15 protein-coding genes are annotated in these 14,302 nt (G+C 63.3%); 8 read left to right on the top strand and 7 right to left on the bottom strand.

Features of this window, described 5'->3' with window-relative positions; all coding sequences use genetic code 11:
* Positions 1-190: 190 nt before the first annotated feature.
* Positions 191-595, bottom strand: coding sequence for a DUF930 domain-containing protein (locus AC1RQ5_RS26200; protein WP_493202883.1), 405 nt, complete (start codon positions 593-595; stop codon positions 191-193).
* 663 nt (positions 596-1,258) lie between these two features.
* On the opposite strand from AC1RQ5_RS26200, the gene AC1RQ5_RS26195 reads away from it, so the two are divergent.
* Complete coding sequence (locus AC1RQ5_RS26195) at positions 1,259-1,597, top strand: hypothetical protein (protein WP_398481060.1); 339 nt, start codon at positions 1,259-1,261, stop codon at positions 1,595-1,597.
* Between the two features lie 160 nt (positions 1,598-1,757).
* On the opposite strand, the gene AC1RQ5_RS26190 is transcribed toward AC1RQ5_RS26195, so the two are convergent.
* Positions 1,758-2,993, bottom strand: coding sequence for an ABC transporter substrate-binding protein (locus AC1RQ5_RS26190; RefSeq protein ID WP_493202880.1), 1,236 nt, complete (start codon positions 2,991-2,993; stop codon positions 1,758-1,760).
* A gap of 260 nt (positions 2,994-3,253) precedes the next feature.
* Positions 3,254-3,619 (bottom strand): DUF1304 domain-containing protein, encoded by a 366-nt coding sequence (locus AC1RQ5_RS26185; RefSeq protein WP_493202879.1) that lies wholly within the window; start codon positions 3,617-3,619, stop codon positions 3,254-3,256.
* A gap of 130 nt (positions 3,620-3,749) precedes the next feature.
* Between AC1RQ5_RS26185 and AC1RQ5_RS26180 the strand changes: the two genes are divergently transcribed.
* Complete coding sequence (locus tag AC1RQ5_RS26180) at positions 3,750-4,931, top strand: GAF domain-containing sensor histidine kinase (protein ID WP_493202877.1); 1,182 nt, start codon at positions 3,750-3,752, stop codon at positions 4,929-4,931.
* Positions 4,932-4,999: 68 nt separating this feature from the next.
* Here AC1RQ5_RS26180 and AC1RQ5_RS26175 read toward each other — a convergent pair whose 3' ends face one another.
* Entirely contained in the window at positions 5,000-6,715 is a 1,716-nt protein-coding gene (locus AC1RQ5_RS26175; RefSeq protein WP_493202876.1) for an EAL domain-containing protein, read from the bottom strand.
* Positions 6,716-6,950: 235 nt separating this feature from the next.
* Here AC1RQ5_RS26175 and AC1RQ5_RS26170 point away from each other — a divergent pair, with 235 nt between their 5' ends.
* On the top strand, positions 6,951-7,280 hold the full coding sequence (locus AC1RQ5_RS26170; RefSeq protein WP_493202874.1) for a hypothetical protein: 330 nt from the start codon (positions 6,951-6,953) through the stop codon (positions 7,278-7,280).
* 187 nt (positions 7,281-7,467) lie between these two features.
* Here the strand turns inward: AC1RQ5_RS26170 and AC1RQ5_RS26165 are convergent, their stop codons facing one another.
* From AC1RQ5_RS26165 to mtgA, 3 genes are all read right to left on the bottom strand, one after another.
* Positions 7,468-8,184 (bottom strand): hypothetical protein, encoded by a 717-nt coding sequence (locus AC1RQ5_RS26165; RefSeq protein ID WP_493202872.1) that lies wholly within the window; start codon positions 8,182-8,184, stop codon positions 7,468-7,470.
* 301 nt (positions 8,185-8,485) lie between these two features.
* Positions 8,486-8,671 (bottom strand): 50S ribosomal protein L32, encoded by a 186-nt coding sequence (gene rpmF / locus AC1RQ5_RS26160; RefSeq protein ID WP_211911819.1) that lies wholly within the window; start codon positions 8,669-8,671, stop codon positions 8,486-8,488.
* Between the two features lie 277 nt (positions 8,672-8,948).
* Complete coding sequence (gene mtgA / locus AC1RQ5_RS26155) at positions 8,949-9,611, bottom strand: monofunctional biosynthetic peptidoglycan transglycosylase (RefSeq protein WP_493202871.1); 663 nt, start codon at positions 9,609-9,611, stop codon at positions 8,949-8,951.
* A 168-nt stretch (positions 9,612-9,779) separates the two neighbouring features.
* Between mtgA and AC1RQ5_RS26150 the strand changes: the two genes are divergently transcribed.
* From AC1RQ5_RS26150 to AC1RQ5_RS26130, 5 genes are all read left to right on the top strand, one after another.
* On the top strand, positions 9,780-10,706 hold the full coding sequence (locus tag AC1RQ5_RS26150; RefSeq protein WP_493202869.1) for a polyprenyl synthetase family protein: 927 nt from the start codon (positions 9,780-9,782) through the stop codon (positions 10,704-10,706).
* Between the two features lie 12 nt (positions 10,707-10,718).
* On the top strand, positions 10,719-11,408 hold the full coding sequence (locus tag AC1RQ5_RS26145) for a DUF1345 domain-containing protein (RefSeq protein ID WP_398484626.1): 690 nt from the start codon (positions 10,719-10,721) through the stop codon (positions 11,406-11,408).
* A gap of 168 nt (positions 11,409-11,576) precedes the next feature.
* Complete coding sequence (locus tag AC1RQ5_RS26140; protein ID WP_493202867.1) at positions 11,577-13,181, top strand: Na+/H+ antiporter; 1,605 nt, start codon at positions 11,577-11,579, stop codon at positions 13,179-13,181.
* Between the two features lie 589 nt (positions 13,182-13,770).
* Positions 13,771-13,992, top strand: coding sequence for a hypothetical protein (locus tag AC1RQ5_RS26135; protein ID WP_493202866.1), 222 nt, complete (start codon positions 13,771-13,773; stop codon positions 13,990-13,992).
* Positions 13,992-14,297, top strand: a complete 306-nt coding sequence (locus AC1RQ5_RS26130) for a type II toxin-antitoxin system RelE/ParE family toxin (protein WP_493202865.1) — start codon at positions 13,992-13,994, stop codon at positions 14,295-14,297. Before AC1RQ5_RS26135 ends, AC1RQ5_RS26130 begins: the two co-directional genes overlap by 1 nt.
* The last annotated feature ends 5 nt before the right edge of the window (positions 14,298-14,302 follow it).

Here is a 14,302-nt window from a genome sequence, read left to right as displayed (position 1 = left end):
TCGGACTGATGGCCTCGACCGCAGGACAGGAGAGGGCGCGCAGGCCCGGATTCCAATAAGTTCCATCCGGATTATACCCGGATTCGGGCCGCAAGCGGGCAGCCTTGATGATCGCCATCAAGCCTTGCGGGCGGGGAACGTCAAGCTATCCGGCGATCTTTTCGGAAAAGGGTTAGCGCGGGGCGCCGGATTACTTCCAGAGCCCGTAAGTCTGCCATTTCGCGGGCGGAATGAGGGCGCCGGTCTTGTAGCTGAAATCCAGCACGGTCTTGTGGTCCGGCGTCGCCTTGCAGGTGAAGGACATCTGGTACCATTTGCCGCCGGCCCGATAGGCGCCGCCTTTGGCCACCAGCGTATTGCCCATGTGCTGCGGCGGCATGATCACGTCGGATTTGGCGCGATCCACCCGCGCGCCGGCCGAGCCGCTCGCGCTCATTTTCCGCATCGCCTCGAGATCGCAGATCTGCTCCAGCCGGGTCTTTGGATCGAGCTTGTCGAGCGCGCGCATGAAGCGCGCATCGGGTGCGGCGACGGCAGATGCAGAGATCGCAACCGGGATCGCGGCGAGCGCGAGCGTGACAGCAGAAGTTTTCATGAGGCCGTGCGCATGCGGGGAGGGATTTGTGACGGGATGTGTCCGATAGCGTAGCCGCGCCGCGCTGGCCAGCGACTGAGGGTTTCAGGAGGCGATGAGGTCGCGCGGCGCGAGTCGCGGACGCTCCTTTGTCGTCACCCGGCTTGACCGGGTGACCCGGCAGACACCGAGCAGGCATCGACGCTCGTGCGGTGCCTCATCACTTCCGCCGTCGTGTATTGGATCGCCGGTCAAGCCGGGCGACGACAAGTGAGGATCGGTTTGTCGTTTCACCCGCCCACGCGCCGTCCCTGCCGCGCCATCGCGCGAAGTGGCTTTTCACCTGTGTCCCCCTGCAATGAGGGGGATGACGCGCCAGCAAGCGCATAGTCCTGGTCATTCTTGCGATGATGTCGGCCATGACCGGCCTTCACCGCCGCGCAACGGGCGGCCCCACACGTCTCGATGCTCGCTGAACGCTCGCATCGATCCACCCTTCCCACTGCGCGTGGCTACGCCACGCTTGGGGCAGGGAGAAGAACGAGCGTCGCTGCTTCGTTCTCCAAAGCCCCACATCATCGCCGCATTCTCCTCACCTGATCGCCCCATCCCCTCCAGACCTTCCGCACACTTCCGCGTTACCGCTGGACGTCCAATCAACGGAAAGGACCGACCATGCGCACCATGACTGCTCTTGCTCTCGCCGCCTCGCTCTCCCTCGGCACGCCCGCGCTCGTGATGGCGCAGGGATCGGCGCCCACGGAAAGTGCGGCGCCGAAGTCCACCGTGCAGATCAACAAGATCCAGGTGATCGACGTCAAAACGCTGCCCGATGCGGTGAAGACGCAGGTCGATGAGGTCGTGTCCAAGACCAGCGACGAGGACATGAAGGGCCTGCGCGCGTCGATCGATGCCTCGCCGGCGGCCGCGAATGCGCTGAAGGAAAAGGGCGTGAGCTCGGCACAAGTGGTCGCGGTGAATATCGCGGACGGCGTGCTGACGATGTTCACGAAGGCGGCTTAAGTAGCCTCTCGCACCTACTGTCATCGCCCGGCTTGACCGGGCGATCCAGTAAGCTCTGGCTATCGTGCTAGAGCTGCGTTGACGGTGTCTACTGGGCCACCCGCTTTCGCGGGTGGCGACAAGTGAGAGCGGCGAAGCCGCGGAGCGCCAGCTCTCCCGACTACCCCGCCGAGTCATCCTCGATGATCGGCCCGAACAGCTCCCAGCGCTCGCCATTGAAGCGCTGCATCTGCAGCTGCTTGTTGACGCGATAATCCGTCGGCGAGGTGGAGCCGACAAAGCCCGGCAGCGACAGGTCGAAGACGAGATTGGACAGGCTGGTCGCCTGCTTCATCACATTCGCCCGCGTCAGGTCATCGCCGCAGCGTTTCAGCACTTCCACCATCAGCTGGGCATTGCCATAGCCATAGGTGTTGAAGTTCGAGTTCTTGTCGCCGTCGGGATAGTATTTCTCCATGAAGGCGAGATAGCGCTTCATGCCGGCATCGTCCTTCCATTGCGGATCGGCTGGATCCTTGCCGTAATTGGTCGAGATCAGGCCCTTGCTGTTCTCGAGCCCGGCCGGCACCAGCACCGCGCCCACCGACGTCGCATTGATGTCGACGATGTGGATCGGCTTCCAGCCGAGATCGGCGACCTTCTTGATCGCCTGTGCCGCGAATTTCGGCGTCGAGGCGTTGAACAGGAGATCCGCGCCGGAGGATTTCAGTTTTACGATCTGCGAGTCGATGGTGGGGTCGGCGAGTTCGTAGCTCGCATCCGACACGATCATCGATGCCGCCTTGTCGCCAAGGCCGGCTTTCATGCCGGTGAGATAGTCGCGGCCGAGATCGTCATTCTGCCAGAGGATCGCGATCTTCGCATTCGGGTGGTTCTTCAAAATATACTTGGCGTAGATCCGGCCTTCGGTCTGGTAGTTGGGGTTGTAGCCCATGGTCCAGGGGAAGTTTTTCGGATCGGTGAAGCGCGTGGCGCCGGTGGCGGCGAACAGCTGCGGCACGCCCTTGGTGTTGAGATATTTCTGCACGCCGGCGTTCGAGGGCGTGCCGATGATCTGGAAGGTGAGCAGGACCTCGTCGGACTCCACCAGCTTGCGCACCTGCTCCACGGCCTTGGGCGGCGAATAGGCGTCGTCATACTGGATCAGGTTGATCTTGCGGCCATTGATGCCGCCGGTCTCGTTGATCATCTTGAAATAGGCGGCCTGGGTCTTGGCGATGGATGAATAGGCCGAGGCGGGGCCGGAGAACGGCACGGTCTGGCCGATCTTGATCTCGGTGTCGGAGGCGCCGGGATCGTATTTTTTCTGGGCGGATGCGGGGGTGCTAAAAGATGCTGCAGATAGCGCGGTCGCAATGGCGCATGCGGCGACCGAATGAACGAGCGTGGCTCTCATGTCGTTGCCTTCCCTGATGTGTCATCGACGGTCTCCCTCCATTACGGGGCGCCGTCGTTGAGGTAGAGTGTGAGGGAAGGATTTGGGGTTGGCAAGATGAGGGCGTTCTGCACCTCTCCCCTCCGGGGAGAGGTCGCCGCGTCTTCGCGGCGGGTGAGGGGGGCTTCCACGAGTGACGTTGCCTGCGGCGCCCCCTCACCCGGCTTGCTTCGCAATCCGACCTCTCCCCGGTGGGGAGAGGTGAAGATCAGCGCTCCGCTTTATTTTGTGAGTGTTAACACCAGCAGCGCCAGCGCCGCCGGCACCGCCTGCACATACAGGATCCGCTTGCTCACGCTCATGGCGCCATAGACGCCGGCCACGATCACGCACAGCAGAAAGAACGCCTTGATCTGGAATGCGAAGGCGGGTGCGGAATGCAGGAGTCCCCAGATCAGGCCGGCGGCGAGGAAGCCGTTATAGAGGCCCTGATTGGCGGCCAGCACCGCGGTGATCTCGGCTTTCTCCGGCGTGTTCTTGAAGGTCTTCAGGCCCTGCGGCTTCTGCCAGAGAAACATCTCCAGCACGAGGAAGTAGACGTGCAGCAGCGCCACCAGCGCCGTCAGTCCGTTACCCAACACAGTCATCGCAATCCCCCGGTCATGATCCCCTTACCACAAGGCTCTAGCACGTCGCGATCGGCCGCTACAGGCGGATGATTGTTGTGGCCGCACGCGCAGCCGGCCTATAGTCGATCATTGCCATCGAGTTTGCCACGTGACCGCACTGCCGCCCGCCTTCGAGACTGACATTGCTGCCGTCCAGCGGATCGAGGCCGTGCCCAAAATCCTCGAAGTGGTGTGCCGCACCACCGGGATGCGATTTGCCGCGGTGGCGCGGGTCACCGACAGCCGCTGGATCTGCTGCGCGGTGCGCGACGAGATTGCCTTCGGCCTCGTGCCCGGCGGCGAGCTGAAGGTCGAGAGCACGCTGTGCCACGAGATCCGCCAGCATCGCGAGCCCGTGGTGATCGACCATGTGGCGCAGGATGCCGTCTATAGCGGCCATCACACGCCGGCGATCTATGGGCTGCAGAGCTATATCTCGATGCCGATCTTTCTCGCCGACGGCAGCTTCTTCGGCACGCTCTGCGCCATCGACCCGGACCCGCATGTGCTGAACACGCCGGAGACGCTCGGCATGTTCAAGCTGTTCGCCGAGCTGATCGGGTTCCACCTGAATGTGGTGGACAAGCTGGCGCTCAGCGAGGCCGACCTGTCGGATGAGCGCAAGACTTCTGAATTGCGCGAACAGTTCATTGCGGTGCTCGGCCACGACCTGCGCAATCCCCTGGCGTCCATCGCTGCGGTGGCGCGGCGGCTGCGCAAGGCGGCGCTGAGCGAGGAAGAGTTCGGCTATCTCGATTTGATGCAGAACAGCGTGCGCCGGATGGCCGGGCTGATCGACAATGTGCTGGATTTCGCCCGCGGCCGGCTCGGCGACGGGCTGACGCTGACGCGCACCGCGCAGGATCTGGCGCCGGTGCTGCAGCAGGTGGTGGGCGAGTTGCAGGCCCATGCGCCGGGCCGCCAGATCGATCTGGTGCTCGATCTGAAGCGGCCGGTGGATTGCGATCCCGCGCGCATTGGTCAGTTGCTGTCGAACCTGCTCGGCAATGCGCTGGCTTACGGCGATCCCGCCCGGCCGATCACCGTGAGCGCGGAGACGGGGCTGACGCAGCTCGAACTGTCGGTGACCAATCACGGCGCGCCGATTCCGCCGGAGATTCTCGGCAAGCTGTTCCAGCCGTTTTCCCGCGGCGCCGGGCAGGGCAATCAGGAAGGCCTGGGCCTCGGGCTCTATATCGCCTCCGAGATCGGGCGCGCCCATGGCGGCATGCTGAGCGCGACCTCGACGGTGGATGAGACGCGGTTCGTGTTTCGGATGCCGCTGGTGTGAGGCGGACGTAGGGCGGATGAGGCGAAGCCGTAATCCGCCGTTCTTTGTCACTGCACTCGGTTGGCGGATTACGCTTCGCTAATCCGCCCTACGGCTTCGGTGCCTTGCAGCCACGGCCGTTCCGCCGAAGCCAGCCCGGTCAATCGCCCCTGAATATAATTGCAGCCCCAGTCCTGCAGCATCCGCGCGCTGGTCTCGTCCTGCACCCATTCGGCCACGGTCTGGATCTCCAGCCGGCGGCAGAGATCGATCAGGGTCTGCACGAAGGCGCGGTCGTCGGCGGAATGGGCGATGTTCTGCACGAAGGCGCCGTCGATCTTGACGATGTCCACCGCGAGCTTGCGCAAATTGCGGAACGAGGTGTAGCCGGCGCCGAAATCGTCGATGGCGATACGGCTGCCGAGCGCCTTCAGGCGATTGACGAAGCCGCGGATGTCGTCGAGATCCTGGATCGCCACCGTTTCGGTGATCTCCACGATGAGGCGTTCCGCGACGCCGGGATGCGCGCGCATCATGGATTCGATGGTCGCCCACCAGTCGGGGTCGGTGGTGGTGGCCGGCGAGATGTTGAGCGACAGCTGCACATCGGGCGTCTCAGCCAATTCGGCGATGACCAGTTCGAGCACGCGGTGATCGACCAGGCGGATCAGGCCGAGACGCTCGGCCACCGGCACGATGTCCGGGGCGAGTAGTAGTTGCCCGTCGTCCTGCTTCATGCGCACCAGCGCTTCGTAGAAGGCGGGGCCGCTGCGATCGGCGCGCACCACAGGCTCGAAGGCGCAGACGATGCGACGCTCGTTGAGCGCTTTGACGATCTCGTCGGTGACGCGGATATTGACGCGGCGCTGGGCGTCGCGCTCCACATTAGGACGCCACAGATTGAAGCTGCCGCGGCGGCGGCGCTTGGCGGCATCCAGTGCTTCCTGCGCGCGGTTGACGGCTTCGTTGACGTCGCGGCCATAGCGCGGAATGCTGATCGCGCCGATGGTAGCGGTGACGGAGACCGGGCCGGACTTGGTTGGAATGACGTCGTCGCGAATGCCGGCGAGAAAGCGCTCGGCCGCGATATTGGCGTCGTCGGCGGTGCAGTTCTTCAGCACCAAGCCGAATTTGTTGCCGGAGAAGCGCCCCATGATATCGCCGCCACGCAATCGCACACGGATGCGCTGGGCGAGTTCGGCAATCACATCGTCGGCGACATCGAAGCCGAACGCGTCATTGATGCGGCCGAGATGATCGATGCCGATCAGCATGAAGGCGAAACTGGCACGGAAGCGCGTGGCTTCCTCGATGGACTCGGCGAGCGCTGCGAGCAGATGCGTGCGGTTGAGTTCGCCGGTGACGGGATCGCGCTGCGAAAGTTTGACGAGTTGCTCGTCATGGGCGTGGCGCTCGTTGTTGATGCGCACGATGCCTTCGACGCGCAGCGGCCGGCCGTCAGAGCCGGTGCGGACGCTGCCGTTTTCCTCGATCCACAGCAGCGGCGCGGTGGTGGAGGCGCGCACACCGTAATCGATGCGATAGGTGCCGCCGGATTGCAGCGCCGAGACCAGCGCCTCGCTGCGCACGGCGCGATGCGGCTCGATCAGGGCTGCGAAGTCGGTGCCGCGGGCGATGGTGTCGGTGGGGATGTCGGTGAAGATGGATGCGGCCGGCGCGGTCCAGGTGATGGTGTCGCTGGCGATGTCCCAGACGAAGGCGGCCTGGCCGAGACGCGCCAGGATGTCTGCCTCGGAGAAAGCAGGCTGCGGCTTTGAGGCAGGATCGGGTGGGGCGGATGTCAAATGTCGCCTCGTTTCGGGACGCTGCTGGCGTGATTCGTGCCACGACAATACGGCGTGAGTGCTGAAAAAAGTTAGTCCAAGTTGCTAAACAATGGAGAAATCGTAGCTATGTGGCGGGTTTGCGCAAGACCCGCGCAAGCAGAGGGAGTTGTGGAGAGCGCCGGCACGGGACTTGCGACGATGGTACCGGAGGGACCACCCTCCGTCCTGATTTGAGACGCGAGCGCGCTTAACCATGTCGATCTCGGCGACCAGCCGCATATCCCCGACCACGCCGCACCCGATGCGGCGCGCGGGCGATGTCGTGATCGAGCGGGAGACTGTTCAACAGGAGACGCGTGCTATCACACCGACCGGGCCGGTCGCGCGCGCGATCCCGGCCTCGCTGCGCAGCGTGCGGCCCGATGCCTCCTTCATCACCCATCTGATCGCCACAGCCGAGCAAGTGCCGCAGACGCGCGTGCTGCGGCGGGCGGAGATCGTGGATGTGGAAGCGGCGTATCGGAAGGCCGCGGGTGTTTATGCGGCGGGGACCACCACGAACCGCCTGACGCGCGTGGCGTAACCTTTTCCCTCCCCCAAGCCGCGAAGCGGCGCAGCGGGGAGGGTGGATCGAAGCGAGCGCTTAGCGAGCTTCGAGACGGGTGGGGTGCTTCCACAAACTCTGACGTCACGTGGGGATAGACCCCACCCGACCTTCGCTACGCTCAGGCCACCCTCCCCGCTTCGCGGATTGGGGGAGGGAGAAGACCTCAGCTCTTCGGTTTGTTATCCGGATTCGATCCATCCGGTTGCAGATCTGGCGAGGTAATCTGCGGCGACGTATGGGCGACGACCTCTGGTGCGACCGGCTTGGCCTCGCCATGCGATTCGATCTTTGGCTCGACCCTTGATTCGATCGTCGGCTCGATGCGCTCAAGCTTCGGTTCGGCTCTCTCCGTCAGCACGGATTCGGCGACCGAGGTAGCGGGCGGCACCGGTGCGACCGGAGCAGGCGCAGGCGTGACGGCGACTGGGGCAGGTGCCGGCGCAACCGGGGCCGGCGCAGGATGATAATGCGGGGCCGGCTCGGCATAGGCGGGGGCGGCAACCCGGCGCGGACGGCGGGCGCGCAGCGAGATGCCGGCGAAGAAGTCCACGAAGGCCACCAGCGTGATGATGAAGAAGGTGGAGTTGCCGAATTTCGGCAGCATCACGAATTCATAGGCCGCGCCGCCAGCCACCAGCAGCGACAGGAAATGATCGGTGAAATATTTCGAGGCCGGGCGGGCGGCGCGCATCACCTCGAGCAGCAGCAGCAGGATCGATAGCGCGACCAGCACATCCTTCAGCGAGATGCGGATGACATCCAGCGATGGCAGCGTGACGGAGAACAGCTCCACCGGGCCCGCCAGCGACAGGTCGGGCATCAGGAAAACGATGATGTTGCAGATCGCCACCGGAATCAGCAGCAGCGGAAAACCGATCATCGGGAGAGCCTTTTTCGCGCGAGAGAAACGAACGCATGACGATGCGGGCGCATCATCGGGGAACCTGCGTTTGCGCTAGTGTTGTAGCGAATTCGGGCGGAAGTACAGTTCAGAAATGAACTTATGCGGAGGCGCGGCATGCTTTGGGAAAGTGTTGCGCCCGCTGCCGCTTTGCGCAGGCTTCGCCACAACCCTGACTGGATCAAACGACACTACACAAACGACAAACCCCGCCGAAGCGGGGTCTGGTATTCTTATCGGAACGAAGGAGGTCGCGCGGGGCAGGCCATCCAGCCTGAAATCAGGCGTCCTTCTTCACCTTCAGAACCTGACGGCCCTTATACATGCCGGTCTTCAGGTCGAGGTGGTGCGGACGGCGCAGTTCGCCGGAGTCCTTGTCCTCAACGTAGGCGGTGCTCTTGATCGCGTCAGCCGAACGACGCATGCCACGCCGCGACGGCGATGTTTTTCTTCTCGGAACGGCCATAGGAGTATTCCTTGCAACTTCTCTTGCCAGAACGTCTGGGCAGATGTTTTCGATCGGTGCCCGGTTCCGGGCGGCCAGCACAAAGCGCGCGGGCAAAATCGCTGATAAGGCCGGGCTTATAACGGATGCGTGACGCCATGGCTAGGGTGGCGCGGGTGGATTCTTGCCAAAAACTCGTCGTCCCGGGGCGCGCCGTAGGCGCGAACCCGGGACCTCGTCATGATAGAGCCGCTTGAGATCCCGGGTTTGCGCCTGCGGCGCGCCCCGGGATGACAGCCTAGTTCCAGCACTTGCCCAGCTCCGACGACTGCGCCCGCGCCATATAGCGCGATGCCAGCCGGCGCACACCCGGTCCCGGCGTTTTGGCGCTTCTGGTCACCGGATTCGGCAGAATCGCCGCCAAAAGCGCCGCATCGCGAGCTGAAATCGCTGAAACGGAGCGTCCGAAGGCGAATTGGGAACCGGATTCGGCACCGAATTGCCCGGTCGGGCCCATTTCGGCGATGTTCAGATAGAGTTCCAGGATCCGCTGCTTGCTGAGGACGAGGTCAATCCACATGGCCAGCGGGATCTCCATCCCCTTGCGGATGAAACTGCGGCCCGGCCACAGGAACAGGTTTTTCGCCACCTGCTGGGTAATGGTGGAGCCGCCGCCTGACACCTCGCCGTCCTGGGCATCATCGATGGCCGATTGCAGCGAATCCCAGTCGATGCCGTGATGGCTGCAGAATTTGGCGTCCTCGGAGCCTACCACGCTGGCCGGCAGCGCCGGCGACATCGCCCGCAGGTCCACCCAGGTCCGCTCCACCGGCGCCCCGGTGATCCAGCGCCATAGCATGAGCGTCGAGACCGGCTGGCCCGTCGCATAAAGCGGGGTCAGCACATAGGGGATCAGGACGAGCAGGATCCCGATCAAAAGGAGGCGTCGGACGAGGCGCACAAGCGGGTTTCCTGCTCAGGTCTATCCCGCTGATAAAGCGGAGTTTCCGGGCCGTTTTCAAGGCAGTTAAGCTTGCCGCGACCAAACGCGCCGGGGTGCCGCAGGCGCAATTGACGTGGCCCCTGCCATGGAGGATTGTCCGGCCAAATTGATCTGGAGCTATTCTTAATGTCGACCGGTGCTTCCACCAAAGATTTTGCCGCGCGCCTGGACCAGACTGCCGACGATACCGAAGCCGTCCTGACCAAGGTGCTGAGCGACGGCGTGCTGCCGGACGAGATCGCGCGCCCGAAGCGGCTGATGGATGCGATGCGCTATTCGTCGCTGGGCGGCGGCAAGCGGTTGCGCCCATTCCTGGTCGTTGAAAGTGCGGCCGTATTCGGCGTGCATCGCGAGCCGGCGCTGCTGGTCGGCGCAGCACTCGAATGCATCCACTGCTATTCGTTGATCCATGACGATCTTCCCGCCATGGACAACAGCGACCTGCGCCGCGGCCGCCCGACCCTGCACAAGGCCACCGACGACGCCACCGCGATCCTCGCCGGCGACGCGCTGCTGACGCTGGCGTTCGACATCGTGACCCGTGATGAAATTCACTCCGACGCCAATGTGCGCCTTCTGCTCACCCGCGCGCTCGCCCGCTGCGCGGGTCTTGGCGGCATGGTCGGTGGCCAGATGCTCGATCTCGCCGGCGAGGGTCGCTTTGGCGACAAGGAGCCGGTGGACGTCGCGCGCGTGCAGCAGATGAAGACCGGTGCGCTGCTGCGCTACGGCGTCATCGCCGGCGCGCTGCTCGGCCAGGCCACGCCAAAGGAATACAAGGCGCTCGACGATTACGGCCGTGCGCTCGGCGAAGCCTTCCAGATCGCCGACGACCTGCTCGATGTGGAAGCCGATGCCGCGACCCTCGGCAAACCAGCCGGTGCCGACGCCGCGCTCAACAAGACGACCTTCGTGACCCAGCTCGGCGTCGATGGCGCCAAGAAGCGCGTGGCCGATCTGATCGCGACGGCGGACGCGTCGCTGGCGATCTTCGGCAACAAGGGCGACGTGCTCCGCGCCGCCGCCCGCTTCGTGGCCGAGCGCAAGAACTAAGCGAAGCCTCGCATGACCGACACGGGCAAGGAACTCGATCAGCTCCTTGCCCGCTTTCGCAAGATGCCGGTGCCGCTGCGCGTCGTCTATGGGCGGCCGCGCACCTTTGCGGCACTGGCGATCGGCATCGTCGTCTGCCTGCTGCTGCCGCATTCGCTGCGGCTGGTGACGCGGCTGCTGATCGGCTGGGATGTCTTTGCCGGGCTCTATCTGCTGCTGGTGTTCGGCATGATGCTGACCGGCGGCAGCAAGCGCATCCGCCGCAATGCCGCGCTTCAGGACGATGGCAGTTTTGTCATCCTTCTGGTGGCGGCACTCGGTGCTTTTGCCTCCATCGCCGCCATCGTGTTCGAGCTCGGCGCCACCAAGAGCGCCACGCCCGAGCTCGCGCTGGCGGTGATCACCATCACGCTGTCCTGGGCCGCGGTGCATACGATCTTCTCGCTGCACTATGCCCACGAATATTATCGCGGCCCGAAGCCGGGCGGACTGGCTTTTCCCGATGGGGATGAGAAGGAAGACCCGGACTACTGGGACTTTGTGTATTTCGCCTTCGTTATCGGCATGACGGCGCAGACGTCGGACGTCGGCATCACCGACAAGAGCATCCGCCGCACGGCGACAGCGCATGGCATCGTGTCCTTCATCTTCAACACGGCGCTGGTGGCGCTGATGGTGAATATCGCCGCGAGTGCGATCTAGCTTCGATCCGTCCGTTGTCATCGCCCGGCTTGACCGGGCGATCCAGTGGACACCGAGGCAGCGGCGATTACTGGGTCACCCGGTCGAGCCGGGTGACGACAAGTGTAAGCGTGTCATTGACCTCCATCCCCATCCGGGCAAAGTGTCGCAGCAACAGGTGACGCGCGCGTGGAAGCCAAATTCGCTATTTTCCTCACTCTGGTCGCAGCGCTGGGCGCCACGGCGTGGTTCGCGAAGCGCGCCAATATCGCGCCGGCGATCCTGTTGCTGCTGGTCGGCATCGGCCTCGCTTTCGTCCCGGGCATGCCAGCGCTCGAATTGCCGCCCGAAGTGGTGCTCCTCGGCGTGCTGCCGCCGCTGATCTATTCGGCGTCGGTCGCCATGAGCTGGCGCGAATTCCGTTTCAGCCTGCGGCTGATCACGCTGCTCGCTGTCGGCTGCGTGATCTTCACGGCGTGTCTCGTGGCCACCGCCACGCATTATCTCATCGGCTTGCCCTGGGGCGTCGGCTTCCTGCTCGGTGCCATTGTCGCGCCGCCGGATGTGGTGGCGCCGCTCGCCGTTGCGCGCAAACTCGGGCTGCCGCGGCGGCTGCTGGTGGTGCTGGAAGGCGAGGGGCTCGCCAATGATGCGACCACGCTGATCCTGTATCGCTTCGCCGTGGCTGCGATCACCACCGGCGCATTCTCGCTGCCAAAAGCGGGCGGCACCTTCGTTGCCATCCTCGCCTGCGAGCTCGCATTCGGCATTCTCATCGGCTGGCTCAGCCTGCGCCTGCGTCATCGCGCGCGTGATCCGCAGGTCGAGATCACGCTGTCGCTGCTGACGCCCTATGTCGCCTATCTCATCCCCGAACATTTTGGTGGCTCCGGAGTCATCGCCACCGTCGCCTGCGGGCTCTACATTTCGTGGAATGGACCGCTGCTGATCTCCGCGGCGACGCGCCTGCAGGGCATCTTCTTCTGGGATTTGATCATCTATCTGATCGAGGGCCTGTTGTTCCTGATGACCGGCTTTCAGATGCGGGCCCTGATCGAGAAATCCAAGGCGTTTCCGATCGCCGAGATCATCGCCGCGACGGCGCTGGTGATGACCGTGATCGTCGTTGCGCGTTTTGTCTGGGTCTACGCAGCGATCTATGTGCCGCGCATGCTGAGCGCCGGCCTGAAGAAACGCGATCCCGCGCCGAACTGGCAATGGACGTTTGTGCTCGCTTTCACCGGCGTGCGCGGCGCCGTCTCGCTTGCCGCGGCATTGGCTCTCCCGTTCACAATGGTGTCCGGCGAGGCCTTTCCGGCGCGGGACCTGATCCTGTTCGTGTCCTTCAACGTGATCCTGATCACGCTGGTCGGCTTCGGCCTTGGCCTGCCGCTGGTGGTGAAATGGATGAAAATGGACAAGATCGGCCAGCGTGAACATATCGCCGAGCACGAGGCCGAACTGCATGCCCGCCGCGAAGCACTGGCCAAGGCGCTGGCATCGCTGGATGCGATGACCGATGATCGCGAACTCTCGGACGAGGTCGTGAAAATTCTCCGCGCACGACATGAGAGCCGATCGAACCAGCTTCCGAGCGAACTCGATCCCGAAGTCGATGTCTCTGCCCTCGGCACTGATCTGGTGCGCGAACTGATCAAGGAAGAGCGCAAGTTCATCCACGCGCAATTGCGAGACGGCAAGATCACGGATGAGAGCCGGCGTCGGATTGAGCGGGATCTGGATCTCGAAGAGGCAGGGCTGATCAACCGGGAATATCAACGGATGCCGCTTTAGCGCAACCCGGCTTACCGGGCGCGTTCGTGAAAGACAGGTTCGAACCGTCGCCATCTGTCATAGGCGTCTTGCGGAAGGTGGTACGGTTGGCAGGTGACAAGTGCCGCAAGGGCACTGGCGTGATACCTCTTTTCGTAGTCCGTTTTCGGCAACTGGAGTGGCGTTGGCGAACCATCGAGATGACCGGTTCGCGTCAGCTTGATCACGAAAACTGCTTCGACGGGATCGCGATCGTAGTTCTGCGGATGTCTCCAGCAACGTCGAACTTGCAGATAAAACTGCCTTGCCCAGGCGTTGCCGTGAGCTCTGCCTTGCGGTTTCATGGCCGAGATCGGCGGTGGCGGCATTTGCGACGATGAGGCGGGACCGTCTCGCGATACTCGGCTCGGCAGGCTGAAGGTTTGCGCCACGCAGGCTGGAGCAAAGACGAGTGTTAGCGCCGTGAGCAAGACGCCGCAGGCTTTACGGAGCGGCGGTGTTCGGTGACGAATGCTAAGCACCATTGATCGCTCTGTGGGCGTCAGTATGTGAAACAAAACTATAAATAGAAAAAATTGCGAGCGCATCTGGAATGTGCTATTGTTTAGGCATGACCCGCGACGATGTGGAATTCATGTTCGAACAAGTGGCCACTTGGTCTGATGAGGCGCAGGCGGAATTTGTCGCGTCGTTCAGGCAGATTAGTGCGAAACACGTTCGTCAGTTGACGGAAGACGAAGTCGCAGCAGTACGCCGTGGGCTCGCTGAGATGCGCGCACGACAGCTAGCAAGTCGAGAAGAGGTCACCGCCCTCTTCGATCGCTTTCGCTGATGGAAGTCAGGTGGTCAAAGACCGCCTTGATCGAACTCGAAACGATATTTCTTTATATCAACGATCACAGCGGGATGGGTGCGCGATCTGTCGTCGAGCGGATCGAGCATGCCAGCGAACGTCTCGAACTTTTTCCGTACACCGGCGAGGAAACGAGCGAAGCCGGCACGAGGACGCTCGCGATCGTGCGTTATCCTTACATGCTGTACTACGCCGTCGATGAATCGCTTGGCGAGGTCGTGATCCTGCACGTCCGCCACACAGCACGAAAAAAGCCGGCGGCGGATGATCCGCGCGCCGGCTGATTTCT

This window comes from Tardiphaga sp. GW821-FHT12E02, from assembly GCF_058807155.1.
Note: the sequence above shows the minus strand (reverse complement) of the source record. Positions and strands in the feature narration are given on the sequence as shown.

Coding starts and splice junctions, on each gene's coding strand:
- AC1RQ5_RS26150 (WP_493202869.1), top strand. CDS start 9,780: ATGTCGACCGGTGCTTCCACCAAAGATTTTGCCGCGCGCCTGGACCAG.
- AC1RQ5_RS26135 (WP_493202866.1), top strand. CDS start 13,771: ATGACCCGCGACGATGTGGAATTCATGTTCGAACAAGTGGCCACTTGG.
- rpmF (WP_211911819.1), bottom strand. CDS start 8,671: ATGGCCGTTCCGAGAAGAAAAACATCGCCGTCGCGGCGTGGCATGCGT.
- AC1RQ5_RS26145 (WP_398484626.1), top strand. CDS start 10,719: ATGACCGACACGGGCAAGGAACTCGATCAGCTCCTTGCCCGCTTTCGC.
- AC1RQ5_RS26165 (WP_493202872.1), bottom strand. CDS start 8,184: ATGATCGGTTTTCCGCTGCTGCTGATTCCGGTGGCGATCTGCAACATC.
- AC1RQ5_RS26130 (WP_493202865.1), top strand. CDS start 13,992: ATGGAAGTCAGGTGGTCAAAGACCGCCTTGATCGAACTCGAAACGATA.
- AC1RQ5_RS26190 (WP_493202880.1), bottom strand. CDS start 2,993: ATGAGAGCCACGCTCGTTCATTCGGTCGCCGCATGCGCCATTGCGACC.
- AC1RQ5_RS26195 (WP_398481060.1), top strand. CDS start 1,259: ATGACTGCTCTTGCTCTCGCCGCCTCGCTCTCCCTCGGCACGCCCGCG.
- AC1RQ5_RS26170 (WP_493202874.1), top strand. CDS start 6,951: ATGTCGATCTCGGCGACCAGCCGCATATCCCCGACCACGCCGCACCCG.
- AC1RQ5_RS26200 (WP_493202883.1), bottom strand. CDS start 595: ATGAAAACTTCTGCTGTCACGCTCGCGCTCGCCGCGATCCCGGTTGCG.
- AC1RQ5_RS26185 (WP_493202879.1), bottom strand. CDS start 3,619: ATGACTGTGTTGGGTAACGGACTGACGGCGCTGGTGGCGCTGCTGCAC.